Source organism: Mesorhizobium sp. P2_C5_2, assembly GCF_056404535.1.
In genome coordinates, this window is record NZ_JBFUDV010000003.1 from 686985 (window position 1) to 711003 (window position 24019).

The following is a 24019-nucleotide window of genomic DNA, read 5'->3' on the forward strand; positions in this document are numbered from 1 at the left end:
TTTCCTGGCGGTCGGTGCGGGTGCCGCTTGACGGCGCCCGAGCCGCCGATATTGAGGAGAGATGCTCCTCTCGCTCGAGAAGAACTTTATTTTCATCCACATCCCGAAGACGGCCGGGACCTCGATCACCCGTGCGCTGCGGCCATGGTGCCTGAAGCCGAAGCCGACGCGGTGGCGGCGCCTGCTGTCGCATCTGCCGGTTCCCGAGGCGCCGGAAAAGGCCAATTTCAACCAGCATGACAAGGCCGTCTGGCTGCGGCGCAAATTGCCGGTCCCGCTCTATGACAGCGCCCACAAATTCGCCGTGGTGCGCAACCCTTTCGAGCTGGTCGTTTCCAACTACCAGCATTTGCGCCGGAAAACCTCCCGGCGCCGGCATCGCCAGGCGCAGCGCTGGGACTTCAAGGCGTTTCTGGGCTACCTCGAACGCAAGAACCGGCTGGCGCGTGTGGATCAGACGAGCTGGATTTCGGACAGGGATGGAAAGCTGATCGTCGACGAGGTCCTGCGCTTCGAAAGACTGGCCGAACAGTTCAATGTCCTGGCCGAGCGGCTCGGCCTTCCCGGCGAGCTTCCGCGATCGAATGTCAGCGAGCCGGTCGACTATCGCACCGTCTACGACGAGGAGACCAAAGCGATCGTGCGGCGGCTCTATGTCAGAGATTTCGAGCGCTTCGGCTACGAGTTCTAAGCGCGGCGCTTCGTCATGTTGCGGGTCGACGGCATTGCGGGGATAGTCGCCTTCGTCTCTCAGGTCGCGGTCTGAAATCCATGTCCAAGCCTCTGCTGACCGTCTGGTACAACACACGCTGCCCGGTCTGCGATGGCGGCATCACCCGGCAGAAAAGGCGGCTGATCGAGGCGATCAAGGCGGGACGCATCGCGTTTCGCGACATCAATCTCGAGCCGGCGGCTTTGGCTGGCCATGGCGCCTCGCTGGAGGACATCCGCCGCCGGCTGCATGCCACCGATTCCGAGGGCAGGCTGCTGGTTGGCGCCGATGTCGCGGTAGCCGTCTGGAGGGCGACGCCGGGCGAGGGGTGGCTGGCAACGCTGTTCGGCAATCCGGTCGCGCTGCCGCTGACGCGGTTCGCGTACAATCGCTTCGCCGATGTTCTCTATGCCTGGAACCGGCGCAAAGGCCGCTGGTAGCGGGCAAGGCCCGAAGCTTGTCTTCGAGCCTTGTCGCCGTGATGTTATCGGGCCGCCGGCTCGCACAGCCAGCCGACAATGCGGCGCACCGCCGGCAGCACCATGAGCAGCGTCGGAAACGCCACCAGCCAGGACAGACCCCAGGCGCTCATCCAGATGGATGGCAGGCTAGGGTGAAAGCCAAGGCTTTTCAGCGTCGAGATGAACGAGACGATAAAGGTCATCAGCAGCGACAGCACCAGTGGGCTGACAATGGCAGCATAGTGCGCCGGCAGTCTGCTGCGCTTGCGTGTCGTGGTCATTTCTGGATTTTCCTTGAAGCATCCGGTTCATCGCTTTGGCATCCATTTCGCCGGTTGCGCGGCGGAATTGCCCGGAAGGACCGGGGTTGGATGCGTTGCTTGACGTCAGACGCTTACGGAGAAGCTTGTGCCCTCGCGAGCCTTCTAGCTCTCGGGGGCGGCGAAATCAACCGTCTGGCGCTGCTTTTAGATACATCGTAAGATATATCTTGACTCGTCGAGTGCGTCGACCTAGTTAAGATATATCGTAAGATAGAACTCAAGGAGCACTCAATGCATAAACATCATCCCTTTGGCGAGCGCGCCGAACGCGCTTTCCTGCATATGGCCGGCAAGTTCGGCGGCCGTGGCGGCGGCTTCGGGCCGTTCGGGCATGGCGGTCGCGGTGGTGGGCGCGGCGGGCCGGGCGACATGTTCCGCGCCGGACGCATGCTGGCCGATGGCGATCTCAAGCTGATCACGCTGTCGCTGCTGGCCGAGGCGCCGCGCCACGGCTACGACATCATCAAGGCGCTGGAAGATCGCACCAGCGGCATCTACAGCCCGAGCCCGGGCGTGGTCTATCCGACGCTGACCTTCCTGGAAGAGGCCGGCTATGCCGCCTCGGCAGCCGATGGGAACAAGAAGGTGTTTTCGATCACCGAGGCGGGCCAGGCGCATCTCAACGAAAACCGCGAAATGATCGACGGCGTGCTCGAGCATCTCGAGCGTTTCGGCCGCAAGATGGCCAAGGCGCGCGAGTGGTTCGGCTGGAACGACGACAGCGAGGAGGGCGGGCGGCGCGGCCGCGGCCGTTCGGAAGCGCGCGACGAGTTCCGCGCCGTGCGCCACCGGCTGCGTGCAGCGCTCGGCGAGATCGTCGATGCGCCGGCTGAAAAGCAGGCCGAAGCGATCGCCATACTGGAAGGCGCCGCCGAAGCCCTGGAAGCGCTGTCGCGCGGCTGACCTCTGGCGGGGGACCGGCATACGACCCTTGCCCGTTCGACTGAGGAACGGTACTGAAAATCATCCTGCACCTTCTATCGGTGCGGGATGATTGCCGTTGGAGGGTCCCCATGTCTTTTCTGAAACGTCTTTTCGGCGGTGGTGGTGGCGGTGACGCCGGCGAGCCAAAGAGCGCGGCGCCGGCAAAACAGATCGAGCACAAGGGATTCCTGGTCAGCGCCACGCCCTACAAGGCTGACGGCCAGTACCAGACCTGCGGCGTGGTTTCGAAGGAAGTCGGCGGCGTCATGAAGGAGCACCGCTTCATCCGCGCCGACCGTTTCGCCGGTCTCGACGACGCCGTCGACATCTCGATCAAGAAGGGCATCCAGCTGGTCGACGAACAGGGCGAGAAGATTTTCGGCTAAGGTGGTTCAAAGATTGAATCGCTAGATTGCTCTAGCCCGTTGTTTTTCAAGCAGTTCCAATGGGAAAGTTGCTGCGCAATACCAAAAAGGCAGGCGCCGAAGCGCCTGCCTTTTTCAACTGAGTAAGTGAGCGCCGGCGCTTTATGCCGCCACCGCAATCTGCTGGCTGGCGGTTGCGGCAACCACGGCGTCGACCTTGGCGGTCGCCTTGGCAAGTGCTGCGGCAACGGCATCGGCGCCCATGCCGACGCCTTCGATGCGGATCACTTCGACGTCGGTCATGCCGAGGAAGCCGAGCACCGAGCGCAAATAGGGGACAGCGTGGTCCATCTGCACGGCCGCACCTTCGGAATAGATGCCGCCGGAGGCGAGCACGATGTAGACCTTCTTGCCGGTGACGAGGCCCTTGGGGCCGCCCTCACCATAGGAGAAGCTCTTGCCGGAACGGGCGATGTGGTCGACCCACGACTTCAGCGTCGAGGAGATGTTGAAGTTGATGAAGCCGGTGGCCAGGATCACGGTGTCGGCGGCGAACAGCTCGTCGAGCGCGACATCGGAAACCCCGACGACTTCAGTCTGGCGCGGGCTGCGGGCTTCAACGGGTGTGTAGATACCGGTCGAATAGTCGGCGTCGATATGCGGCAGCGGGTTGGCGACGAGGTCGCGCACGACAAGTTCGGCCGACGGATCGGCGGCGACAAGCTTTTGCGCGAATTCGGTGGCGATGCGGGTCGAGTGCGAAGCGGAGCCACGCGGGCTCGAGGTTACAAGAAGGATGGACATAGCGGTTCTCTCCAGTGGGAATTGAATTGTCCCGCTTGATATGGGCCTATCGATCCATTCAAAAAACTGGTATATTTTCTATATGATCCATCTATAAAGTAGATATGCCATGCAACCCAATCCGACGCTCGACCAACTTCAGATCCTGGTGGCGGTGGCCGACACCGGCAGTTTCTCGGCCGCCGGGCGCAAGCTCAACCGGGCGCAGTCCGTCATCAGCTACGGCATCGCCAATCTCGAGGCCCAGCTTGGCCTGAAACTGTTCGAGCGCGAGGGCACGCGCGAGCCGCAGCTGACCGAGATCGGCCGGGCGATGCTGGAGGATGCGCGGCGTATGGTCGGCGTGCTGCAGCGCATCCGCTCGCGCGTCGACAGCCACCATCAGGGGCTGGAGGCGGAACTTGCGCTGGCGCTCGATGCGGCGCTGCCGGCGCCGGTGCTGGTGCGGGTGCTGAAAGCGTTCGAAGCGCAGTTTCCGACGGTGATGCTGCGCCTGCATATCGGCACGCTCGGCCTGATCCCCGATCTTGTGTTCAATGGACAGGCCGATCTTGGCATTGGCGGGCTGCTGGGCGAGGTCGATGTGCATCTGATCAACATCGGCTTCATGTCGATGGTGCCGGCGGCAGCAGCCAACCATCCGCTGGCGCTGCTGCCGAAGCCGGTGGCGCTCGAGGATGTGCGCGAGCACATCCAGCTGGTCGTCTCCGACCAGTCCGAGCGCACCAAGGGACGCGACTACGGCGTCTTTGCCTATCGCACCTGGCGGCTGACCGATATGCGCACCAAGCACGTGCTTATGCGCGCGGGGTTGGGCTGGGGCGGGCTGCCGCGCTGGCTGATCGCTGACGATCTGGCGAGCGGCAGGCTGGTCGAGCTCGACCTCGAACCGTTCAAGGAGGCAAAGGGGCCGCTCTATGCCATGCACCGCGTCGACCGCAGCCCGAAACCGGCGGCGGCCTGGCTGATCGACCAGTTCAAAAGCCAGCTCGGCTGCTTCAACGAGTTCGAGCCGGGCCCCGTGCTTGAGGAGGAGCCGGAGACAGTCCGTCGATCAGCGCCATGAGCACGACGCGATAGTCTTCGGCTGACGCACCGGCCTCGACGGCGAGCGCCGCGCGGTCGAAGGCGGAAGCAAGCAGGGCGGTGAGTGCATCCAGCGGCAGTCTCATCATCGATTGCTCGCGCATCGCCGCGACCAGACCTTCGCGCAGCGAACGGTTGCCATGGCGGTCGTCGATCGCATCCATGGCGGCGCGGCCGAGAACGGCCGGCCCATCGAGCAACAGAAGGCGCGTGCGGCCGGGCGCGCGCATGGCGGCGAGATAGGCATCCGAACCGGCGATCAGCGCGTCGCGGGCAAACAGCGACGGCGGCGAGGCACGATCGATCTCTTGCGCCACCGCGGCCGCCTCCTGCTCGACCACGGCGGCAAACAGCGCCTGCTTGTCGGCGAAGTGGTGATAGAGCGCGCCGCGGGTGACGCCGGCGGCGGCGACAATCTCCGGCGTGCCGGTCTCGGCATAGGATTTTTCGATGAACAGTTTGCGCGCCGCGGCGATCAGGTCGGCGCGCGTCGCCTCGGTGCGGTCGCGGTTGGAGCGACGGCCAGTTTCACGTTGCATACATGCAGCCTGTATGTTATTTCAATTAACATGCAGACTGTATGTTGTTCGACGGGAGAAAGAAAGATGAAGACGACGAGCTATTATCCGGTGTTGATGACAGGCGACGTAGCCGGCACGAAAGCCTTCTATATCAACCACTTCCTCTTCAAGTCGCTGTTTGCGAGCGACTGGTATGTGCATCTGCAGTCGGCCGAGGATCGCCGCGTCAATCTCGGCATCGTCCACGGCGACCACGAGACCATCCCTGAGGAGGGGCGCGGCCGAACGTCTGGCCTGCTGATCAATTTCGAGGTGAGGGACCCCGATGCGGTCTATGTGCGGATCGTTGCGGCCGGCCTGCCGATCCTGCGCTCGCTGCGCGACGAACCCTTCGGCCAGCGCCACTTCATCACCCGGGATCCGAATGGCGTGCTGATCGACGTCATCAAGCCGATCCCGCCCAGCGAGGAGTTTCTGGCGCAATTCGCGGAGGGCGCGGCAGGCGTCTGAACGATGGCAGCAAGTGTCGGCAGCGGCTGCGGCTGCTGTGGTCGGGATCACGCGACGCGGTTTATGCTGGATGGCATTGAAGCTGGTCCTGCCGCATGCGCAACATCTGCCTCATCCGCGCACCATCCAATCTCGGTCTCCGGCCGTTGCGGCCGGGCCATGTGCCCGGCACGTGGCGGGCGCCGCAGGCGCTGAGCGAGGCTGGCCTGGTCGACGTGCTGGCGCCTGGGCGGGTGGTCGACCTCGAGCGGCCTGCCTACAGCACTGAATCGCAGCCGGGCACAAGGCTGCGCAATGGTCCGGCGATCCGCGGCTTCAACCTGGAGCTCGCCGAGATCGTCGCCGGTGCGCTCGGGCAAGGGCAGTTCCCTCTGATCATCGGCGGCGATTGTTCGATCCTGCTTGGTGCGCTGGCGGCGGCGCGACGCTCCGGCGCGGTCGCACTGGTCCATGTCGATGGCCACAGCGATTTCCGCCATCCCGGCAACTACGATGTCACTGCATCGCTCGGCTCGGCTGCCGGCATGGATCTGGCGCTCGCCACCGGACGTGGCGAACCTTTGCTGACGCAATGGCCCGGCGTTGCCGGTCCGCTCGTCGCCGATGAGGCGGCGGTGCAGATCGGCGAACGCGAGAGCCGCGATGCGGATTTTGCCTGGCCCGACATCAATGCGACCGCCATCACGCGCATCGATGTCTTTGCCGCACAGGAACTTGGCGTTGGCGGAGTGTTGCAAAAGACAAGAGCGACGCTGACGCGCGCCGATTGTCCTTACTGGCTGCATCTCGATGTCGACGTGCTCGATCAGACGGTGATGCCGGCGGTGGATTCACCCGGCAGCCCTGGCATCGATCCGGACGATCTCGTCGCCATCCTGTCGGCGCTGGCAGCGGGCAAGCGCTGCATCGGCATGGACGTGACGATCTTCGATCCTGATCTCGACCCGAGCGGGGCGCTGGCGGCGTTGCTGTTGTCGCTGCTCGGGCGGGTGCTCAAGCAGCGATAGGCCTCAGCTGGCCCTTGCCATCGGTGTCACCGTCACCTGGCTGACGCCGGTGCGGCGCACCACTGTGCACAAAGTCTCGCGGCCGATTCGGTCAGCGTCGAGCACGCGCACGAGGTCGTCGACGCCGGTGATCGGGCGGCCGTCTATTGCCGCGATGATGTCGCCCTCCTTCAGGCCGGCCTTCGCCGCCGGACCATCCTTTTCGACGCTGCGAAGCCGCACCGCGGTGTTCGTCGAAACCTGCGATAGAAGGGCCGCGCGGCGCGGCAGATTGGTGGTGTCGGCGGAGATGCCGATGAAGGCACGGCGCACGCGGCCGAAGCGGATGATCTCCGAAATGACGAAATTGGCGGTATTGGAGGCAACCGCGAAGGCGATGCCTTGCGCACCATGGATCATCGCGGTGTTGACGCCAATGACCTCGCCGGCCGACGACACCAGCGGCCCACCGGAATTGCCGGGATTGAGCGCGGCATCCGTCTGGATGACGTCGTCGATCAGCCGGCCGGTCGAGGCGCGCATCGAGCGGCCAAGCGCGGAGACGACGCCGGAGGTGACGGTCCATTCGAAGCCGAGCGGATTGCCGATCGCAATCGCGATCTGGCCGCGCCGCAGCCGCTTGGAATCGCCGAGCGGCGCCACATCGGCAAAGCTGCCGTCGGCGCGCACCAGCGCGATATCGGTGTCGGGGTCGCGGCCGAGAACGCGGCCTTCGCTGGAGGCGCCGTCCGGCATCGAGACGCGCACGGTCCTCGCGTCGCCGACGACATGGAAGTTGGTGACGACCAGGCCGTCCTGCGCGATGACGAAGCCGGAGCCGTGGCCGCCCTGGCCGCCAATGCGCTCGATGCGGCAGACGGCGGGGCCGATGCGGTCGACTGCGTCCGCCACAGTCGTCGAATAGGCGTCGAGCAGTGTGTCGTCCGGTTGGAATTTGGCGGCGGCGAGGGCCATGGCTGGGCTCCGTGTTTTCAGGCGCGATGATGACTATATGTGCGGAGCGGCTGGAACCGCCGCGACCTGACCAGATGGCCAGTGAAACCATGAACTAGCCGTCAGGCGAGTATCTGCGAGCCGGCTGCCGAGCGATATCTGGGACATACAAGAAACCCAGGAGACCAAAATGAGCGACTTCAACCTTAGCGCCTTTTCCGAGGCCATCGCCGATGTCGCGGCTGTGGCTGCGCCGGCGACGGCAAGTTTCGCTACCCACCACCACCGCACCGCCAGCGCCTTCCACTGGCGTGACGGCTATTTCGTCACCGCCGAGGAGACCGTCGAGGCCGGCGAGGAGATCGAACTGACGCTCGCTTCGGGCGAGACCGTCAAGGCCGAGCTGGTCGGCCGCGATCCCTCGACCGGCGTCGCCTTGCTGAAGCCGGCTGGTGCGGTCAGCGCCGCGCCGCTTGCCGAGGCTGACGCCGTGCGACCCGGCAATCTCGCCATCGCCATCGGCAGCAGCCAGGGCTCGGCGCTGGCCGTGTCGGGCTCGGTCGGTGAGGTTGGTCCGGCCTGGCGCTCGATGCGCGGCGGCACCATAGACCGGCGCATCAATCTTGCGGTCAATGCCGGCGGTCGTTTCGAGGGTGGGCCGGTGCTCGATGCCAAGGGCGCGCTGATCGGCATGCTGCTGTTCGGTCCGCGTGGCCGTGCGCTGGTCATGCCCTACGAGACGATCGAGCGGGCTGTTGCGACTCTGCGCGAAAAAGGCCATGTCGCCCGCGGCTATCTCGGCGCCGGCCTGCACCCGATCCGCGATGGCGCAGCGCGTGGCGCCATGGTGATGAGCCTCGACGACAATGGCCCGGCCAAGGCCGCCGGCCTTGCTCTGGGCGACATCATCGTGGCGTGGAACGGCGAGGCCGTACACGGACCGCGCGAGCTGATCCGCAAGCTTGGGCCGGATAGCGCGGGTGTGTCGGTGACGCTGGGTGTCGTACGCGGCGGTGAGCAGCGTGATGTCGCGCTGACCGTTGGCGAGAAGCCGCTAAGCTGAGAGGGCTGATGGAAAGCGACACGCTGACAAGGCCGGAAGTGGGTGGGCCTGACGTAGCGGGCGCCGAGCGCCAGCTCGTGGTGCTGATCGCGCTGCGCGATGCCGCGCGCGCGGAACGCCTGTCAGCGTCACTTGCCACGGCGGGCGATCTAATTCCGGTCGTGGCCGGTAGCGGGGTTGCCGATGTCGCTGTCGTCGATGATGCTGTTGCGAACAGTGCGGCCTGGGTCGATCGGGCGAGGGCTGGCAATATCTCGCCCCCGCAGGTGCTGCTGTCCGTCCGCGCTGCCCAGCCGGAAGGGCAGGTGTTTGCCGTGTTACCGCTGGCTGCGGATGCAACTCTGATCGCGGCTGCTGTCAGACTGGCGGCGGCCGGCTACCGGGTGTCCGCCGACGGGCGTTCGACGCCGGATCGTCATGGCGATTTCGATCGCGCAGCTAGCGGAGATGGAAGCCACAGCAGGCTATTCGGCGAGGAACCCCTCGACGATGGCGCCGCCCACCCGGCGCTGTCGCCGCGCGAGGCCGAAGTGCTGGCGCTGCTGGCCGAAGGTGCGCCCAACAAGGTGATCGCGCGGCGGCTCAACATTTCCGTGCACACGGCGAAGTTCCATGTCGCCGCGATCCTGATCAAGCTCGGCGCCGCCAACCGCACCGATGCGATTGCCATCGCCATGCGGCAGGGCTTGGTGCTGGTTTAGGCTCTGCTGAGATTCAGGTGAAGCCTTCCTGCAAACGGCGGCTTCCTGCGCTTCCGGTGCTCACGTACTTAAGTATGAAGCCACCATTTTCGGCTCGGCCTGACCTGAATCTCAGCAGACCTAATCCGGCCCGCCATCGTTTCCAACCCTACGCAACGTAATCAGCTTTGCAAGCCTAGGGGCCTTGCGCACTGCATTGTCGCCGCGCAAAGGTTCGCGCCTGTGATGTCGCAAGGGAGGTGCCAAGACATGTCGCTCAAGGGTAAGACGCTGTTCATCTCCGGCGGGTCGCGCGGCATCGGGCTGGCGATCGCGCTGCGGGCGGCGCGCGACGGCGCCAATGTGACGATCGCGGCCAAGACCGCCGAGCCGCACCCGAAGCTGCCGGGCACGATCTATTCGGCTGCCGAAGAGATCGAGCAGGCCGGCGGCAAGGCGCTGCCGATGCTGTGCGACATCCGCGAGGAGGCGCAGGTTGCCGAGGCCGTCGCCAAGACCGTGGAAAAATTCGGCGGCATCGACATCTGCGTCAACAATGCCAGCGCCATCCAGCTCACCGGCACGCTGGAGACCGACATGAAGCGCTACGATCTGATGCACCAGATCAACACGCGCGGCACTTTCCTGGTGTCGAAAATGTGCATTCCGCACCTGAAGTTGGCAAGCAATCCTCACATCCTGAATCTGGCGCCGCCGCTCGACATGAAGGCCAAATGGTTCAAGAACCACGTTGCCTACACAATGGCCAAGTTCGGCATGTCGATGTGCACGCTGGGGATGAGCGCCGAGTTCGCCAAGGACGGCATCGCCGTCAATTCGCTGTGGCCGATCTCGACCATCGACACGGCGGCGGTGCGCAACCTTCTCGGTGGCGCCACGGTGGCGGCGATGAGCCGTTTGCCCGACATCATGGCCGATGCCGCGCATGCCATCTTCCTGCGGCCGTCGCGCGAGACGTCAGGCAATTTCTACATCGACGAAGAGGTGCTGCGCGCCGAGGGCGTCACGGATTTGTCGGTCTACGCGCCGGGTGCGACCGGGCCGCTGGCCGGCGACTTCTTCGTGCCCGACGAGGTGTTTGCGAATTCGCCGACGAACGTCAAAAGCATCTACTAGCTGATATCACCTGCTGTCGGCGCTGCCCCTCATCCGCCTGCCGGCGTTCGTCGTTCGAAAAGCCAAGCAATTGGCTTTTCGCCCGCTATGCGGACCGCGACTTACCTCCCCGTGAACGAGGAGAAGGGGGCTGATCACTCTTCGCCCTTCTTGCCCTTGGCCAGGCCCATCAGCCGGTATAGGCACAAGGCCAAAGCGCGTCGCGTTCATTGCGGCGCAAAAAAACCCCGCCGGGAGGGCCGGCGGGGCTCAATGCGTCCCGCTGGAGTCGGGACGGGGCAGGGAACGCCCAGCCCTGAATCTGGGGTTTGCCGCCCCGTGGTTCAATGAGCCGGCTCTAATGTCGCTACAATTCTTGTTGAACGGGACGTGGCGTTCATAGGTATACCATCCCGGTTCACCGGGATGGGTCTTCCTTGCTAATCTGATACCAGAAGGCCCATTAAGCCTCTGGAAAAGCAGATCAATTGTTGCTTGCCACCGGCGCCACCAGCGAGGTGATGCGGCGGATGCCGACACGGCGGTTCTCGCGGTTGGGCGCCGTGGTGTTAACCTTCAAATACTCCTCGCCATAGCCCTGCGTCGTCAGGTTCTCCGGCGGGATGCCAAAGGCATTGGTCAACGCTTCGGCGACCGCTTCGGCGCGCCGGTCGGACAGAGCAAGGTTCGCCTCTGGCGTGCCGACGGCGTCGGTATGGCCTTCGATCAGGAAGGTTTCGGCCGGGTTCTTCTTCAACAACTTCTCCATGGCGCTGGCGACACCTTCGAGTTTCTGCACTTCGGTGTCGGAGATCGAGGCCGAACCAAATTCGAAGTTCAGCGTGTCGAGGTCGACGCGCCGCGCGATGTCACGCACACGCGCCGAGCGCTTGACCTCGTCGATCGAATAGAGGCGCTGGACTTTCTCCACCGGCGGCTGTTCGAGGAAGGTGTAGTAGTCGTCCGGATCCTCCACATCCTCCGAATCCAGAATGTAGTCCCGACGCGAGATGTCGAGCCGCATCGGTGGCAGGTCGTCACCAGGATCGCGCCAGTCGTTATCGTCGTCATAGTGCCGCTCGTCCACATAGCTCAGCACATATTCGCGGCCATCCGGCGTGATGCGCGAGCGTTGGATGACGTCGCCGTTGCGGTTGCGGATGGTGACGATCTGGATGCCGTTGGCGCGCACCACGGTTTCGCGGGTGCGGCCTCGCGGCAGATCCTCGTAGTAGACATCCTTGGCACCGCGGTTCATGCGCGGGCCGTCATTGCTTTCGACGATCGTCTGGTTGTTGAACTGGATGATGACGCGGTCGCCGATCTCCTTGAGCACGTCAGCGCCCTTGGGACGCCGTCGGTCGCGAACATTCTCGTCGGGTGCGCGCTCGACGCGCGTGCCCTGTTCCTCCGTTACCGGAACGATCTTTTCAGGCTGGATTGCCTGCTGCGCCGACTTGTCGTCGGTGGGCGGCGGTCCCTGATCGACCGGGGCCGGCTTCGGGTTCTGCGCCTCGGTGCCGCCTTGCGCGGGCTGCTCGCCCGTCTGGCCGCCCTGGTCCTTGCGGTGCTTGCGCCTGGCGTCCTTCTGGCTGTCCAGAATGGGTGCTTCGTCGGGATTGGCCGTGGCTTCGCCCTGCGCTGGCTGCTCGGCGGTGGCGGGTTGTTCACCGGTCGCAGGCTGTTGTTCGCCAGTCGCAGGTTGCTGTTCGCCTGTCACCGGCTGTTCGCCAATAGGTTTCTTGCCATTCTTCTTGGCCTGATCCTTGGGCTGTTCGCCTTCGGCGGGAGCGGCTTGCTGATCGGCCGGGGGCTGAACCGGCTCCGCCTGCGGAACGGGTTCTCCGGCAGGGGCAACCTTGGTGGCTGGCGCCTGTTCGGCAGGTGCGGCCTCGATCTGCTGGTCCTGCTTGCGCTTTTTCTTGCGCGCATTGTTGTCGTTCGCCGGCGCTACCTGTTCGGCAGGCGCCACTTGCTCAGCCGGCTGCTGGGCTGGCTGTTCGGCAGGCGCCGCTTCGATCTGCTGCTGGTCGCGCTTCTTCTTGCGTGGTTTCAGCGGCTGCTCTTCGGTTGCGGGCGCGGCCTGTTCGGCCGGTTGATCCGCCGGTGCAGCCTCGATCTGCTGCTGCTGGTCACGCTTCTTCTTGCGCGGTTTCAGTGGCTGCTCATCGGTCGCCGGCGCAACCTGCTCGGCCGGTTGGTCCGCTGGCGCTGCCTCGATCTGCTGTTGCTGATTGCGCTTCTTCCTGCGCGGCTGCTGCTCTTCAGCCGGAGCGGCCTGTTCAGCAGGAGCCTGTTCGGCCTGCTGCTGTTGGTCGCGCTTCTTCTTGCGCGGCTGTTGTTCCTCGGCTGGTGCAGCCTGCTCAGCGGCTGGCGCTGCCTGTTCCGCCGGCGCCTGTTCGACCTGCTGGTGCTTCTTTTTGCGCGGCAGTTCCTGGTCGGTCTGCTGACCATCTGCAGCAGGGTCGTCCTGGACCAGGATCAATGGCGCGGCCGTGTGCTGCAAGGGGCCGAAAACGGCGTTGCCCTGCAGCGGGGATGCGCCCAACGGCGCGGATGCCATCAGCAGGCCGAGTGCGGTACCTGCCAGTACCCGTGGTTGGCGTTTCATCACAAATTCTCCTTATGGGGTCCCATCCCTGCCCAAACTTTCTTCATCCGGATTGGTTCCGGTTTGTGGACATTACCGGCAACGAAGGACGATTGACCGGCCTTTTGAAGGCAACTTCATGTTTTTCGTATGGTGCGGCCGGCATCTGCGGCAGCACTACAGCTTGACCTCACGGCCAGCGAGGGCCACATCTCCGCCCATAATGGACACGCCGTTCTGGAAAACCAAGACATTGGAAGCGATGACGCCCACCGAGTGGGAATCGCTCTGCGACGGCTGCGGCAAATGCTGCCTGTCGAAACTCGAGGACGAAGACACCGGGGAAATCTACTGGACATCAGTCGGCTGCCGGCTGTTCGATGGGCAAACCTGCCGCTGTTCGGACTATGCCAACCGGCTGGCGCGCGTGCCGGACTGCGTCGGGCTGACGCCCCAGAATGTGCGGACCATCAGCTGGTTGCCGAAAACCTGCGCCTACCGGCTGGTTGCCGAGGGACACGATCTCTACTGGTGGCACAGGCTGGTGTCGGGGAGCGCCGAGACCGTGCATGATGCAGGTATTTCCATACGCGGCCGCGTCCGCGCCAGCGAGACCGATCTTGCCGAGCCGGACGACTATTTCGACTATATGCTCGATGACGAGCCCTAGATTCAAAGAGATAGAGCATGATGTCGGGGACAAAACGGAGCGCGTTTGTCCGAGAAAACCGCTTCACACTTTTCGGCATCATGTTCAAGCGTCTGGAACGGATGTAGCCGCCGCCCGTTCTGGGGTGACCGGACGTTTTTGAGGCTCCAAGTCGTTTGCAACTGTTGAAGGGGCGGTTGCTTTCGAGCTGTCCGGCAGATTAACCGAAAATGAACGGCCGGTTCGCAAAGAGTTCAGACTGCAAGGAGCATTCTCCCCCTATCGGTTCGACGAAGACGGGCGCAAGCCCTCAACAAGGAGAGAAGACAATGTTCAACCAGATCAAGACCGCAGCCCTTTCGGGTCTCGTAGCTCTCGGCACGCTTGCCGCCGTGCCCGCCCAGGCAGATTCGATCTATCTCGGCTTCGGCAACAACCATGATCGCCGCGTCGGCGTCTATACCGGCGACGACGAGGACGGTTTTCGCCGTGACCGCAATTGGCGCCGCTGCTCGCCGGACCGCGCGCTCGACAAGGCCGAGCGTATGGGCCTGCACCGCGTCCGCATCGTCGACATCAACCGCCGCGTGGTGAAGGTGGCGGGCCGCCAGTATGGCGATCGCGTGGTGGTCGTGTTCGCCAATGAGCGCGGCTGCCCGGTTATCTATCGCTAAGCAAAGACCGGTAGCGGCACGACCTTCTGCGAGGGTCAGCCAGGAGCCCCTTTCCTCAGCGGAAAGGTGCGGCTCGAAAAAAACCCCGGAGGACCTGGTCCTCCGGGGTTTTTCATATTTGATGCCAACTAAGATACCGGCCAGTTCGGCCCGCAGCATGCTCCGGGCCTTGCCGATTTGGATAAGCCTATTTGAGCTCGAAGGTGACGGTGACCTGCACGGCGTAGGCATTCTCGCCGGCCTGTACCGGAACCGCGGCGCCTGCCGCATCGAAGGCCTTGGCGTTGATCGGCATCGGTGCCGGCGCGATGTTCTGGTCGGTGATTTCCAGCACCCGGCCGATGCTGACGCCGGCGGCCTCGGCCAGCGTCTTGGCCTTGGCCATGGCGTCGGCAACCGCCTTCTTGCGGGCCTCGGTGACGGCGGCTTTCGGATCCTCGTTGGAGAACGAGATGCCGCCGCCCTGGTTGACGCCGAGCGACACCGCCTTGTCGAGAATCTCGCCGGTCTTGTCGATGTCGCGGATGCGCACGGAGAGCGTGTTGGTCACTTGGTAGGCGACAAGCTCGGCTTCCTGGCTGCCGTCGGGCTTGTTGGTGTAGTTGTAACGCGGGTTGATCTGGATGCCGGCGGTCTGCAGGTCACGGTCCTTGATCCCTGCCGATTTCATTGCCGCGATCACGGCGGCCATGGCATCGTTGTTGGCGTCGAGTGCCGCGCGTGCGGTCTTGGCCTCGCGCATGACGCTGAGCGTCAGCAGCGCCAAGTCGGGCGCCACGGTCGACTGGCCTTCACCCGACACGATGATGCGGGGCGGAGGCAGCGAATCGGCTGCGGCGGCAATCGCCGGAAAAGCGATCGCGGCGGCAAGTGCGAGCGGCAAAAGATGTCTGGTCATGAAAATCTCCTCGGTCTGCGATCCAGTCGCGCCTGTCGACTAGGATGCGAATATGGGCTGATTTGGGCGATCTCGACCAGCCCATCCGGAAAGCCTTGTGCCGCCGCGTGAAAAACACTAATCCAGCGCGCGTGGGGCCTGTAGCTCAATGGTTAGAGCCGGCGGCTCATAACCGCTTGGTTGGGGGTTCGAGTCCCTCCGGGCCCACCAACTTATTATAAATCAATACCTTACGCCTAATCCCTTGAGTTTGAATTGAGCGCTATCGGGTAAACCTATGGCTTCTGGGCAAAATGGTTTTGGGCCTGTTCGTCAATTTTCTCCGTCTCGTTGATGGCACCCGTCGCACGTAGCTCAAGAATTCCGGCTTCGAAAGACCTTCCCACGATACATGGGGTAATCGGCGGCAATGGCGTGCATATAGGTCGGTTCTGAACTCGGCCACGGCCTCAAAATGCTCGAAGGCGCTCGCCATTCGGTTGATCTCTGCCGATCTGGCAGCCGATTCCGATGGAATTCTTTTTGAAAGTATCCAGCCCGGTAGGGGCAAAGGCGCTACGGAGGCGCAAAGGTGATGTCGCAGCTGCAGATGTCGAACCAGTCGCCTGCGAGCCGCCATTAAGGCACTGCATTCATGGCTCACCCTCCGGAGATTGGGCCTAGTTATACGTCGAAGACTGTTCGCGCTCCAGCAGTTCGTGCGTCGCTCGCTGACTTTGATGGATTGGCCCCCACATTGGTGGTCGAGCGGTGCACACCAAACCTGCAGTTGGGCCGTTCAGTTCCGGATCTCGACGACGGACGTGCCGGAGACGGGATCCGTCACGCCGAGGTCGCCGCCGAGATCCTCCAGCATATCGCGCATCGTATCCAGAAGGCCGATCATCTGCGGCCGGGCGGCAGCGAGGCTGTCCATGTCGGTCCATTCACCGACGACGCAGAAGGTCCGGTCGCCGGTCCTGATCAGCACGGCTTTGCTGAAGCCTCTGACGTCGAGGCTCGCGTTCTTGTGCGCATCGATGAAGGCCTGTTCCTTACCGGGCTTGGTGCGAAACCGAACGACATTGTAGGCAGTCATGCCTTCCTCCATAGCGAAATTGATGATCGACCGGCCTTATGGGCGAGCCTCCAGCACCATGTTGAACGGCGTCTCGGTGGCGCGGCGGAATCGCTTGAACCCGCCGCCGGTAACCACCTTGCGCAGCCTGGCCTCGCCCGCCTGGGCGCCGAGGCCGAGCCCAACCTCTTGCGACAGTGAGGCCGGCGTGCAGATGAAGGTCGAGGCGGCGTAATAGATGCGGCCGACCGGATTGAGGTTCGCTGAAAGCTTGTCATGGGCGAAGGGTTCGACGATCATCCATGTGCCGTCCGGCTTCAGTGCCTTGTGCACATGCCTGGCCGCACCCTCCGGATCGCCCATGTCGTGTAGGCAGTCGAAGAAGGCGACGAGATCGTAGGTGCCCGGAAAATCCTTGGCCGCCGCCACTTCGAAGCGGGTGTTGCCGGCGACGCCGGCCTCTCTGGCTGCGGCGCGCGCCCGTTCGATCGACGGGGCATGATAGTCGAAGCCGGTGAAGCGCGAATTCGGAAATGCCTTGGCCATGAGTACGGTCGATGCGCCGTGGCCGCAGCCGACGTCGGCGACGTCTATGCCACGCTCCAGCTTCTCGACCGCGCCATCGAGCGCCGGCAGCCAGGAGCCGATCAGATTGGCGTTGTAGCCCGGGCGGAAGAACCGTTCCGTGCCGCGAAACAGGCAGGCGCTGTGATCGTGCCAGCCCAGGCCCTTGCCCGAGCGAAAGGCCTGCCGCACCTTTTCTTCGTCAAGCCATAGCGTCGAGACGACCTCGAAGGCGCCGGCCATGAAGGCGGGGCCGTCCTCGTTGACGAAGACCTGTTCCTGCTCGGGGCTGAGGTAGAAGCTGTCGCTGGCCTCGTCGTATTCGACATAGCCGGCGGCCGCCTGCGCCGAAAGCCATTCGCGCACCAGCCGCTCCTGCGTGCCGGTGTTTGCGGCAAGCTGCCCGGCGGTCATCTTGCCGCCCTCGCTCATCGCCGAGAACAGGCCGAGCCTGTCTCCCAGCAGCACGGCCGCCCCGGTGGTGATGGCGCCGAGATCGCCGACCATCTTTCCCAGCAGGGCCTCCAGCTTTTCCTGGTCGGGCTGCTTGTCCTTGTTGCGCTCCAGCATCGGCTTTTCCTCCGGCTCGATCCCAAACATCGGCCCAAGGCTGGACGCCTGATCCCGCCGCCGGGATGGGCTCGCCATGGACAGCGGAGAAAGTTTACCTAAGGATAGCACCTGCCGATAATGCCGAGTTCTGATTGCGGCGATGCATGCCGGGCATCAGCGGGGATGTGTCATGGAAATGCACGAAATTCGTTATTTTCTGGCCGCCTGCCAGACGCTCAACTTTCGCCAGGCGGCGGACCTTGTGCATATCACTCAGCCTGCGCTCACCCGCGCCATACAGAAGCTGGAAGCGGAACTCGGCGGCCTGCTCTTCCATCGCGACAAGAGCCATGTCCAACTCAGCGATTTTGGTCGCCTGATGCGGAGTCATCTCGACGAGATCGCGCAGCGCTCGGAGCATGCCAAGCGCACCGCCAGGAGCTTTCTGTCGCTCGAGACGGCGCCGGTGACGCTCGGCGTCATGTGCACTATCGGGCCGCTGCGCTTTATCGGCTTCCTCAATGCATTTCGCGAACGGTTTCCCGGAATCGAGGTGACCGTAATCGAAGGCGCCGCTGACCACCTCACCGACCTTTTGCTGCAGGGCAAGCTGGACATCGCGCTCTTGGCGCGCCCGGAGCCGTTCGATCATCGGCTGAGGGCGGAGCAGGTCTATACGGAGCGCCTCGGGCTCGCTTTCTCAACCGGGCATCCGTTCGAGACGCGGAACACGCTGCAGTTAACGGACGTGCAGGGGGAAGCCTATCTCGAGCGCATCAATTGCGAGTATGGCAACCATATAGACGAGCTCTGCCAAAACCTCGGCTTCGAGATCAAGAGCGCCTACCGCAGTGAGCGCGAGGATTGGATCCTGGCCATGGTCGCCGCCGGAATGGGTGTTTGCTTCATCGCCGAATTCTCGGCGAGCCAGCCCGGCGTTTGCCACCGGCTCGTCGTCGATCCCGAGATCGTGCGTGAGGTGTCACTGGTTTCAGTCGCAGACCGCCTGCCATCGCCCGCCATCTCAGCATTTGCCAAAGCGGTGATGGAGTATGACTGGCACATACCGATGACGGCGGAATCGACTCGTCTGTAGCTCCCCAGTTCCGCCTTCCGCGCCAGTCAAACAGGCAACATACGATCACATCTTCGTGTCGATGTAACTGACCGCAATGTCCGGCGAACCCACGAATGGGGGCAACTGTGCCCCCAAAAATGGGAGTATTCCGAATGCATTCGTTCAAGATCTTTGTCGCCGCTAGCATTGCCGCTCTGTGTGTGTCGCAGGCGCTCGCCGAGGACACGATGAGCTCAATGTCCATGATGAAGGGCGGGCAAGTCACAGCAATCATGCCCGACGGGCATATGGGCACCATGATGCCTGACCCCAAAATGACCGCCGAAATGATGAAAATGGCCAAGCCGGTCAAGCATTGCATGATGATGATGACCGACGCCAAGGGCAAAACCTACATGGTAGATACGTCGACCAAGAAGGCCCAGGCCGAGTGCGAAAAAATGGCGATGTGAGCAGCCCTCACGCACAATCAACGCTTCCATCCCGCCGGCACACGCGTCGGCGGGATGTCCCATACATCCTCCGCCATCGAAACCATGTCACTGCCCTGGTTACTGATCCTCGCCAACCATAGCTGCTGGTTCGCAGGGTTGATCGGCTCGGCGGGTGTGTTAGGCCCGGTCTATTACCGAGGGACCCCACATGGCACGCTTATCGCGACGACATCCGATGCTGCGACGCTCGCAGGCGATGTGGGTTTCGCGACGCGTCTGGCAGCCGCGCATTATCTTCTGGGCAGGCGCCATTTCGATCGGACTGATCAGCGTGCTGTTCGCGATGCTTGCCGACCAAGCGCAGGCGCTATTCCATACCGTTATCGACAGCGGTAGCGGCTGGCGCTTTTACCTGCCACTGGTGATGACGCCGCTCGGCTTCGTTCTCTGCGCCTGGCTTGCGCATTCCCTGTTTCCAGGCTCGCAGGGCAGCGGCATTCCGCAGGCGATCGCCGCGCGCCATCTGCGCGATGACCAAGACCGCGGCCACATCCTCTCGTTGCGGCTGGTGGTGGGCAAGATCGCGCTCACCGTCGTCGGTCTAGGCTGCGGGGCCTCGATTGGCCGCGAGGGACCGACAGTGCAGGTCGGCGCCTCCCTGATGCTGCAGGTCGCGCGCTGGGGCGGCATGACGCAGGCGCGCGGGCTGATCCTGGCCGGGTCGGCTGCAGGCATAGCGGCTGCCTTCAACACACCGCTTGCCGGCATTGTGTTCGCTATTGAGGAGATGGGCCGCGCCTATGAATCCCGCACCAATGGGCTGGTGTTAACGGCGGTGATCCTCGCCGGCCTCGCCTCGTTGGGCCTGGTCGGAAACTACACTTACTTCGGCGTCGCCAAAGAAACAGTGGCCTTTGCCAGCGACTGGCCGTTGGTGCTTGCCTGCGGCATCGTTGGCGGCGGCGTCGGAGCGCTGTTTTCGCTGCTGGGGCTGAAGGCGATGCGCCGCATCCGGCGCTGGAACGCGTTGCAGCCGCTCTGGCGCACACTGGTTGTGGCAAGCATTTGCGGGCTGGCGGTGGCCGCCATTGGAATAGCCTCGAATGGCCTCACCTTCGGCACGGGCTATGCGCAGGCGCGGGGAGCCATCGAAGGCACGCCGCTGCCGGCGTTCTTCTTTGCTGAGAAATTCGCGGCTGGCTTGCTCTCGATGGTTTCGGGCATTCCGGGCGGCATCTTCGCGCCATCGCTGGCTGTAGGAGCCGGCCTTGGCAGCACGCTTGGCCTACTCCTCGGCGCCGCCACCGGCACCGCTGCGCTGCTTGGCATGGCCGGCTATTTCGCCGGCGTTGTCCAGGCTCCGATGACGGCCTTTGTCATCATCCTCGAAATGACCGGCAACCACGACAATGTCATTGCGCTGATGTGCGCATCGATGCTGGGCTATGGGACAGCGCGATTGATTTCGAACGAGCCGCTTTACCACGCTCTATCTCGCCTGTTCATCGCCGAGGCGATCCGGCGCAGAAGATCCAGAAATCTTGAAACATTCGGCTCTGCCGCGTAGAGCCCAGTTTGAGTTGCCAGTAAGCTCAAACTTCAGTGAGCATAAGGCGCATGGCGCAACGTCGGCTTGCCGGCATTCCGTGTTCGACCTCTCGGCGCAGCACCTGTCGAAGCCGCTCGCCGGCCTGCGCATCATCCATCACCCGAAAGCCCAGCTTCTGGTAAAATGGCGCGTTCCAGATCACGTCTCGGAACGTCGTCAGGGTAAGAGCGACAAGGCGGCGACGCCTCGCATCCGCAACGGCCGTTTCTAGCATGGCGCGTCCGATACCCGAGCGTTGTCGATCAAGGCGCACGGCAAGTTCCCAGATGTGCAATGCGTCATCCTGGATCTCCGCGCTCAGGAATGCGACCGGCGGGTCGTCGAGCTCCACTGCTACCCAGCACGTGCCCTTGGCGATGAGTTCACGGTGGCGCTCGACGGTCCGGTTATCGTCATCGGCAATCCAGGCAAGCTCCTCGATCCCACGGTAAGCTTCACCCGCGGACTGTTCGATATCGGGTAGTGCTTCCGCGTCAGGGTCTTGCGCAATCCGGATGGTGGTCATTGGGTTGCAGTCTGTTCTTCAAGTATTTTGCAGAGAATGACGTTGGAGTGTCCCTCGGGCCAATCCGCAAACTCAGCTACGCGCACGAAGCCGGATTTTTCATACATTCCTGGCGCTTGGAAATCATGGCTCTGCACCCAAATCCGACGAACGCCTCGAGCCTCGGCCTCGGCCGCGAAGGCGTTCAACAACGCTCGCGCATAGCCACGTCCCCTATGCGCCTCGTCGATCCACATCTGTTTGAGTTCGGAAGTGCCTGCCCATGAAAATCCCGTTGCAATGCCGACGATGCGTCCAACCGCGTCGCGGATCACAAAGCCAAGGCCCTGAGCGTCATCACGCCCTACAGCTTCCCGGTTGTAGGCGTAGATCCTGTCTTCGAAGGCGTCGATCTCAATTGCCGAAAGATCGTGCTGGGGTTGGGCAAGGGTGGTCATTTCGAGCGCTCGATTCCCTTGGGTCGAGACAAGACCGTCTCAAGCGACAAACGGCCAGGACCACCTACTGCAAGCGTTGCAAGGCCGGCGAGGTAAAGCAGGATGATTTCGTAGCCGACAGGCCCGAACCGGATCCCCTCGGCCGTCACCTCAGCAAACTTCACCGAGAAGAACCCATACTGGGAATGGACCGTAAACAATGCAGTCAAAAGCACGATCGCCATCGGCACGCTAACGAGTGGAATGAATGCGCCCGCCAAGACAGCACCGCCGCCGACAAGTTCAACCAGCGTTGTCAACCATGCTAGCGCTTGAGGCTCTGGAACTCCGAGTGTCTGAAGCACGACGCCAAAGCTTCCCGGCCCTCTGCTGAGTTTGGCATAGCCATGGGCAAGGAAGCCAAAGCCCACGATCAACCTTATCGGCAACGGCGCCCATCCGGCTGCTGCGGCGGACGAGGAGAGTGTAGTTCTCGTGATGAGTCCACGGAGATGCATTACCGGTATACCTTTCTGTGGGCGGCGTGCCTGAGGTTCGGCACTATTCGAAAAAAGCGCGCTATGGCGCGCTAGGGAGACGGCCTCTTATTCGCCCCATGGGAACCGACCGTTACAGCCTCACGGCATCGTTACCGCCGCTGCCGGAGTTTCCACGAGACCAGATCCGAAATCGCCCGGCCCACCCTAGGCGGCGGACCGGGCGTAATGTGGAGCGGGGTCGGTCAGGCAGCTTCGGCGGCGAGAACGACGGGAAAGTCGATATCGGTCCCGGCAACATTGTTGATGAGATTGGTCAGGAAGTTCTCGGCTACGATGGCGACAATCTCGATAACTTGAGCCTCGGTAAAACCCGCCGATTTCACGGCGGCAATCTCGGCGTCCGTTACCTTGCCGCGGGTCTCCGCCACCCTGGCCGCGAAACGCAACGCCGCGTCAGCCTTGGGATCGCTCGACCTGCCCTTGCGGTTGAGCGCGATCTCCTCGGGGCTGATCTTTGCCAGATTAAGACCGAGATAGGTATGAGCGGACAGGCAGTAGTCGCAGCCGTTCACCTGGGCAACGGCTAATGCAATGCGCTCGCGGGTTTTCACGTCCAGTGCTTTGGTGAGCGCACCAGACAGGCTGGTCATGCCCGTCAGAGCTGCAGGGCTTATGGATACGAGGCGGAAAAGGCCGGGCACGACGCCAAGCTGCTTGTTCACGGCGTCTAGAATGGGTTGCGAGGCGGTCGGGGCTGCTTCACGGGTCGGGATGGCAATGCGGGACATTTTATAAGCTCTCCTGTTCGATGATGTCGGTGCGACAGGAGCTATCTATTATCTTCCAGGTGGTGAGAGTATTGGATACCCAGGAGATATGACCTCTCAATATATGGAAGGGCTTGCGCGTGGACCGCCTAGAAGCCATGTCAATTCTGATTGCCGCTGTCGAAACCGGCAGTCTCTCAGCAGCAGGGCGGAAACTTGGAACACCGCTTCCAACTGTCAGTCGCAAGGTAGCGGAATTGGAGGCCTATCTCCACACCCGCCTGCTCGTCCGATCGACACGCCGACTTATCCTCACCGAGAGCGGAGCCGCCTACGTCGCAGCCTCCAGGCAAATCCTGGAGCAGGTGGGCGAGGCGGAGCGAACTGCATCGGGCGAATACAACGTGCCAAAGGGCGATCTGATTATTACGGCACCCGTTGTATTCGGGCGGCTACATGTGTTGCCGACGATAAATGATTTCTTGGCGCGCTTTCCGGACATCAATGTCCGGTTGGTTTTGTCAGACCGCAATGTGAATCTCGTCGACGATCATGTCGACATGGCTGTGCGGATTGGCCCTTTGCCAGATAGCAGCATGGTGGCGACGCGGGTAGGATCCGTGCGCAGTGTGGTTTGCGGCAGTCCGACCTACTTTGCCGACCACGACCTGCCGAGGGCGCCGGCCGATCTCTCTGGACTCTCTTGCGTCACGTTTGATGTTGTGGCGTCCGCCACGTCCTGGCGTTTTGCCACGCCAAGCTCAAGTGCTGAGCAGACCGTAGCGATCCGGTCACGCCTGTCAGTGAATACCGCGGAAGCCGCGATCGACGCTGCCATTGCAGGTGTAGGCGTCACCAGGGTCCTCTCTTATCAAGCGGCAAAGGCGATGGAACAGGGAAAGCTGGTGGCCGTTCTTGAAGAGTTCGAACCGGCACCCATGGCGGTCAGTCTCGTCCATGCAGGTCAGGGACTTTTGCCACTCAAGATGCGATTCTTTCTTGATTTTGTAGCCCCGCGTTTGCGCAAAGCCCTGGTGCCGCCAAAGCATGACTGATGGCGAGGCGGTCTCTCACAGCCGTGCCGAACTCACGTCCTACCATTGCGTGCGACGCATTGGCCGCGTCTGTTCCTTGAGTTACGAGGACGATATGATAGCCGTCGCCGCCGGCTCGGTATCAGGCATGTGAAGGACCGAAATGACACTTGAGCTCAAGTTGCTC

At 62.9% G+C, this 24019-nt stretch carries 28 protein-coding genes and 1 tRNA gene; 17 read left to right on the top strand and 12 right to left on the bottom strand.

What is annotated here, in order from left to right:
• Positions 1–61 precede the first annotated feature (61 nt).
• Entirely contained in the window at positions 62–691 is a 630-nt protein-coding gene (locus AC1D1B_RS14710) for a sulfotransferase family 2 domain-containing protein (RefSeq protein WP_477333241.1), read from the top strand.
• Positions 692–771: 80 nt separating this feature from the next.
• Positions 772–1152 (top strand): thiol-disulfide oxidoreductase DCC family protein, encoded by a 381-nt coding sequence (locus AC1D1B_RS14715; RefSeq protein ID WP_477333242.1) that lies wholly within the window; start codon positions 772–774, stop codon positions 1150–1152.
• Positions 1153–1196: 44 nt separating this feature from the next.
• Here AC1D1B_RS14715 and AC1D1B_RS14720 read toward each other — a convergent pair whose 3' ends face one another.
• On the bottom strand, positions 1197–1454 hold the full coding sequence (locus AC1D1B_RS14720; RefSeq protein WP_477333243.1) for a DUF2798 domain-containing protein: 258 nt from the start codon (positions 1452–1454) through the stop codon (positions 1197–1199).
• A gap of 273 nt (positions 1455–1727) precedes the next feature.
• Between AC1D1B_RS14720 and AC1D1B_RS14725 the strand changes: the two genes are divergently transcribed.
• On the top strand, positions 1728–2399 hold the full coding sequence (locus tag AC1D1B_RS14725; protein ID WP_477333244.1) for a PadR family transcriptional regulator: 672 nt from the start codon (positions 1728–1730) through the stop codon (positions 2397–2399).
• A 110-nt stretch (positions 2400–2509) separates the two neighbouring features.
• Complete coding sequence (locus tag AC1D1B_RS14730; protein ID WP_477333245.1) at positions 2510–2806, top strand: HlyU family transcriptional regulator; 297 nt, start codon at positions 2510–2512, stop codon at positions 2804–2806.
• Positions 2807–2947: 141 nt separating this feature from the next.
• On the opposite strand, the gene AC1D1B_RS14735 is transcribed toward AC1D1B_RS14730, so the two are convergent.
• Positions 2948–3589 carry an FMN-dependent NADH-azoreductase gene (locus AC1D1B_RS14735; RefSeq protein ID WP_477333246.1) on the bottom strand — a complete coding sequence of 214 codons (642 nt, stop codon included), beginning with the start codon at positions 3587–3589 and terminating at the stop codon, positions 2948–2950.
• Positions 3590–3698: 109 nt separating this feature from the next.
• Between AC1D1B_RS14735 and AC1D1B_RS14740 the strand changes: the two genes are divergently transcribed.
• Positions 3699–4655, top strand: a complete 957-nt coding sequence (locus tag AC1D1B_RS14740) for a LysR family transcriptional regulator (RefSeq protein WP_477333247.1) — start codon at positions 3699–3701, stop codon at positions 4653–4655.
• On the opposite strand, the gene AC1D1B_RS14745 is transcribed toward AC1D1B_RS14740, so the two are convergent.
• Complete coding sequence (locus tag AC1D1B_RS14745; RefSeq protein WP_477333248.1) at positions 4588–5214, bottom strand: TetR/AcrR family transcriptional regulator; 627 nt, start codon at positions 5212–5214, stop codon at positions 4588–4590. The two genes, AC1D1B_RS14740 and AC1D1B_RS14745, sit on opposite strands and share 68 nt — an antisense overlap.
• Positions 5215–5280: 66 nt before the next feature.
• Here AC1D1B_RS14745 and AC1D1B_RS14750 point away from each other — a divergent pair, with 66 nt between their 5' ends.
• Positions 5281–5706, top strand: a complete 426-nt coding sequence (locus tag AC1D1B_RS14750; protein WP_477333249.1) for a VOC family protein — start codon at positions 5281–5283, stop codon at positions 5704–5706.
• A 95-nt stretch (positions 5707–5801) separates the two neighbouring features.
• Entirely contained in the window at positions 5802–6713 is a 912-nt protein-coding gene (locus AC1D1B_RS14755) for an arginase family protein (RefSeq protein WP_477333250.1), read from the top strand.
• A 3-nt stretch (positions 6714–6716) separates the two neighbouring features.
• Here AC1D1B_RS14755 and AC1D1B_RS14760 read toward each other — a convergent pair whose 3' ends face one another.
• Entirely contained in the window at positions 6717–7667 is a 951-nt protein-coding gene (locus AC1D1B_RS14760; RefSeq protein WP_477333251.1) for a S1C family serine protease, read from the bottom strand.
• A 169-nt stretch (positions 7668–7836) separates the two neighbouring features.
• Between AC1D1B_RS14760 and AC1D1B_RS14765 the strand changes: the two genes are divergently transcribed.
• The 3 genes from AC1D1B_RS14765 (at position 7837) to AC1D1B_RS14775 (ending at position 10526) form a co-directional block, all read left to right on the top strand.
• Entirely contained in the window at positions 7837–8709 is an 873-nt protein-coding gene (locus AC1D1B_RS14765; RefSeq protein ID WP_477333252.1) for a S1C family serine protease, read from the top strand.
• Between the two features lie 8 nt (positions 8710–8717).
• Positions 8718–9410 carry a helix-turn-helix transcriptional regulator gene (locus AC1D1B_RS14770; protein WP_477333253.1) on the top strand — a complete coding sequence of 231 codons (693 nt, stop codon included), beginning with the start codon at positions 8718–8720 and terminating at the stop codon, positions 9408–9410.
• Positions 9411–9659: 249 nt separating this feature from the next.
• Positions 9660–10526: an SDR family oxidoreductase gene (locus AC1D1B_RS14775; RefSeq protein ID WP_477333254.1), complete on the top strand. Its 867-nt coding sequence runs from the start codon at positions 9660–9662 to the stop codon at positions 10524–10526.
• 463 nt (positions 10527–10989) lie between these two features.
• Here AC1D1B_RS14775 and AC1D1B_RS14780 read toward each other — a convergent pair whose 3' ends face one another.
• The gene (locus AC1D1B_RS14780; RefSeq protein WP_477333255.1) at positions 10990–13116 is read right to left on the bottom strand and encodes an OmpA family protein; all 2127 of its coding nucleotides are present in this window, start codon (positions 13114–13116) and stop codon (positions 10990–10992) included.
• Between the two features lie 202 nt (positions 13117–13318).
• Between AC1D1B_RS14780 and AC1D1B_RS14785 the strand changes: the two genes are divergently transcribed.
• Complete coding sequence (locus AC1D1B_RS14785; RefSeq protein ID WP_477262467.1) at positions 13319–13765, top strand: YcgN family cysteine cluster protein; 447 nt, start codon at positions 13319–13321, stop codon at positions 13763–13765.
• 308 nt (positions 13766–14073) lie between these two features.
• The gene (locus AC1D1B_RS14790; protein WP_181058660.1) at positions 14074–14418 is read left to right on the top strand and encodes a hypothetical protein; all 345 of its coding nucleotides are present in this window, start codon (positions 14074–14076) and stop codon (positions 14416–14418) included.
• Between the two features lie 187 nt (positions 14419–14605).
• Here AC1D1B_RS14790 and AC1D1B_RS14795 read toward each other — a convergent pair whose 3' ends face one another.
• Positions 14606–15316, bottom strand: a complete 711-nt coding sequence (locus AC1D1B_RS14795) for an SIMPL domain-containing protein (RefSeq protein WP_477333256.1) — start codon at positions 15314–15316, stop codon at positions 14606–14608.
• Positions 15317–15450: 134 nt separating this feature from the next.
• Here AC1D1B_RS14795 and AC1D1B_RS14800 point away from each other — a divergent pair.
• Positions 15451–15526, top strand: a tRNA-Ile gene (locus AC1D1B_RS14800).
• Positions 15527–16094: 568 nt separating this feature from the next.
• On the opposite strand, the gene AC1D1B_RS14805 is transcribed toward AC1D1B_RS14800, so the two are convergent.
• On the bottom strand, positions 16095–16394 hold the full coding sequence (locus tag AC1D1B_RS14805) for a putative quinol monooxygenase (RefSeq protein ID WP_477333257.1): 300 nt from the start codon (positions 16392–16394) through the stop codon (positions 16095–16097).
• Between the two features lie 36 nt (positions 16395–16430).
• Complete coding sequence (locus tag AC1D1B_RS14810) at positions 16431–17507, bottom strand: class I SAM-dependent methyltransferase (protein WP_477333258.1); 1077 nt, start codon at positions 17505–17507, stop codon at positions 16431–16433.
• Positions 17508–17679: 172 nt separating this feature from the next.
• Between AC1D1B_RS14810 and AC1D1B_RS14815 the strand changes: the two genes are divergently transcribed.
• From AC1D1B_RS14815 to AC1D1B_RS14825, 3 genes are all read left to right on the top strand, one after another.
• On the top strand, positions 17680–18585 hold the full coding sequence (locus AC1D1B_RS14815) for a LysR family transcriptional regulator (RefSeq protein ID WP_477333259.1): 906 nt from the start codon (positions 17680–17682) through the stop codon (positions 18583–18585).
• Between the two features lie 134 nt (positions 18586–18719).
• Entirely contained in the window at positions 18720–19019 is a 300-nt protein-coding gene (locus AC1D1B_RS14820) for a hypothetical protein (RefSeq protein ID WP_477333260.1), read from the top strand.
• A gap of 190 nt (positions 19020–19209) precedes the next feature.
• Entirely contained in the window at positions 19210–20568 is a 1359-nt protein-coding gene (locus AC1D1B_RS14825) for a chloride channel protein (protein ID WP_477333261.1), read from the top strand.
• A gap of 25 nt (positions 20569–20593) precedes the next feature.
• Here the strand turns inward: AC1D1B_RS14825 and AC1D1B_RS14830 are convergent, their stop codons facing one another.
• The 4 genes from AC1D1B_RS14830 to AC1D1B_RS14845 all read right to left on the bottom strand — a co-directional run bounded on the left by AC1D1B_RS14830 (position 20594) and on the right by AC1D1B_RS14845 (position 22819).
• Complete coding sequence (locus tag AC1D1B_RS14830; protein WP_477333262.1) at positions 20594–21115, bottom strand: GNAT family N-acetyltransferase; 522 nt, start codon at positions 21113–21115, stop codon at positions 20594–20596.
• On the bottom strand, positions 21112–21552 hold the full coding sequence (locus AC1D1B_RS14835) for a GNAT family N-acetyltransferase (protein ID WP_477333263.1): 441 nt from the start codon (positions 21550–21552) through the stop codon (positions 21112–21114). The genes AC1D1B_RS14830 and AC1D1B_RS14835 overlap by 4 nt, the downstream gene beginning before the upstream one ends.
• Positions 21549–22049 carry a DoxX family protein gene (locus AC1D1B_RS14840; RefSeq protein ID WP_477333264.1) on the bottom strand — a complete coding sequence of 167 codons (501 nt, stop codon included), beginning with the start codon at positions 22047–22049 and terminating at the stop codon, positions 21549–21551. Before AC1D1B_RS14840 ends, AC1D1B_RS14835 begins: the two co-directional genes overlap by 4 nt.
• A gap of 224 nt (positions 22050–22273) precedes the next feature.
• The gene (locus tag AC1D1B_RS14845; protein ID WP_477333265.1) at positions 22274–22819 is read right to left on the bottom strand and encodes a carboxymuconolactone decarboxylase family protein; all 546 of its coding nucleotides are present in this window, start codon (positions 22817–22819) and stop codon (positions 22274–22276) included.
• A gap of 119 nt (positions 22820–22938) precedes the next feature.
• Between AC1D1B_RS14845 and AC1D1B_RS14850 the strand changes: the two genes are divergently transcribed.
• Positions 22939–23853 (top strand): LysR family transcriptional regulator, encoded by a 915-nt coding sequence (locus AC1D1B_RS14850; RefSeq protein WP_477333266.1) that lies wholly within the window; start codon positions 22939–22941, stop codon positions 23851–23853.
• Positions 23854–24019 lie beyond the last annotated feature (166 nt).

Bases quoted from the DNA above. Each gene is read 5' to 3' on its own strand.
- AC1D1B_RS14845 (WP_477333265.1), bottom strand. From the start codon at position 22,819: ATGTCCCGCATTGCCATCCCGACCCGTGAAGCAGCCCCGACCGCCTCG.
- AC1D1B_RS14730 (WP_477333245.1), top strand. From the start codon at position 2,510: ATGTCTTTTCTGAAACGTCTTTTCGGCGGTGGTGGTGGCGGTGACGCC.
- AC1D1B_RS14710 (WP_477333241.1), top strand. From the start codon at position 62: ATGCTCCTCTCGCTCGAGAAGAACTTTATTTTCATCCACATCCCGAAG.
- AC1D1B_RS14760 (WP_477333251.1), bottom strand. From the start codon at position 7,667: ATGGCCCTCGCCGCCGCCAAATTCCAACCGGACGACACACTGCTCGAC.
- AC1D1B_RS14770 (WP_477333253.1), top strand. From the start codon at position 8,718: ATGGAAAGCGACACGCTGACAAGGCCGGAAGTGGGTGGGCCTGACGTA.
- AC1D1B_RS14750 (WP_477333249.1), top strand. From the start codon at position 5,281: ATGAAGACGACGAGCTATTATCCGGTGTTGATGACAGGCGACGTAGCC.
- AC1D1B_RS14775 (WP_477333254.1), top strand. From the start codon at position 9,660: ATGTCGCTCAAGGGTAAGACGCTGTTCATCTCCGGCGGGTCGCGCGGC.
- AC1D1B_RS14765 (WP_477333252.1), top strand. From the start codon at position 7,837: ATGAGCGACTTCAACCTTAGCGCCTTTTCCGAGGCCATCGCCGATGTC.
- AC1D1B_RS14820 (WP_477333260.1), top strand. From the start codon at position 18,720: ATGCATTCGTTCAAGATCTTTGTCGCCGCTAGCATTGCCGCTCTGTGT.
- AC1D1B_RS14745 (WP_477333248.1), bottom strand. From the start codon at position 5,214: ATGCAACGTGAAACTGGCCGTCGCTCCAACCGCGACCGCACCGAGGCG.
- AC1D1B_RS14825 (WP_477333261.1), top strand. From the start codon at position 19,210: ATGGCACGCTTATCGCGACGACATCCGATGCTGCGACGCTCGCAGGCG.
- AC1D1B_RS14805 (WP_477333257.1), bottom strand. From the start codon at position 16,394: ATGACTGCCTACAATGTCGTTCGGTTTCGCACCAAGCCCGGTAAGGAA.
- AC1D1B_RS14725 (WP_477333244.1), top strand. From the start codon at position 1,728: ATGCATAAACATCATCCCTTTGGCGAGCGCGCCGAACGCGCTTTCCTG.
- AC1D1B_RS14830 (WP_477333262.1), bottom strand. From the start codon at position 21,115: ATGACCACCATCCGGATTGCGCAAGACCCTGACGCGGAAGCACTACCC.
- AC1D1B_RS14720 (WP_477333243.1), bottom strand. From the start codon at position 1,454: ATGACCACGACACGCAAGCGCAGCAGACTGCCGGCGCACTATGCTGCC.
- AC1D1B_RS14780 (WP_477333255.1), bottom strand. From the start codon at position 13,116: ATGAAACGCCAACCACGGGTACTGGCAGGTACCGCACTCGGCCTGCTG.
- AC1D1B_RS14795 (WP_477333256.1), bottom strand. From the start codon at position 15,316: ATGACCAGACATCTTTTGCCGCTCGCACTTGCCGCCGCGATCGCTTTT.
- AC1D1B_RS14740 (WP_477333247.1), top strand. From the start codon at position 3,699: ATGCAACCCAATCCGACGCTCGACCAACTTCAGATCCTGGTGGCGGTG.
- AC1D1B_RS14785 (WP_477262467.1), top strand. From the start codon at position 13,319: ATGGACACGCCGTTCTGGAAAACCAAGACATTGGAAGCGATGACGCCC.
- AC1D1B_RS14755 (WP_477333250.1), top strand. From the start codon at position 5,802: ATGCGCAACATCTGCCTCATCCGCGCACCATCCAATCTCGGTCTCCGG.
- AC1D1B_RS14815 (WP_477333259.1), top strand. From the start codon at position 17,680: ATGGAAATGCACGAAATTCGTTATTTTCTGGCCGCCTGCCAGACGCTC.
- AC1D1B_RS14840 (WP_477333264.1), bottom strand. From the start codon at position 22,049: ATGCATCTCCGTGGACTCATCACGAGAACTACACTCTCCTCGTCCGCC.
- AC1D1B_RS14835 (WP_477333263.1), bottom strand. From the start codon at position 21,552: ATGACCACCCTTGCCCAACCCCAGCACGATCTTTCGGCAATTGAGATC.
- AC1D1B_RS14715 (WP_477333242.1), top strand. From the start codon at position 772: ATGTCCAAGCCTCTGCTGACCGTCTGGTACAACACACGCTGCCCGGTC.
- AC1D1B_RS14790 (WP_181058660.1), top strand. From the start codon at position 14,074: ATGTTCAACCAGATCAAGACCGCAGCCCTTTCGGGTCTCGTAGCTCTC.
- AC1D1B_RS14735 (WP_477333246.1), bottom strand. From the start codon at position 3,589: ATGTCCATCCTTCTTGTAACCTCGAGCCCGCGTGGCTCCGCTTCGCAC.
- AC1D1B_RS14810 (WP_477333258.1), bottom strand. From the start codon at position 17,507: ATGCTGGAGCGCAACAAGGACAAGCAGCCCGACCAGGAAAAGCTGGAG.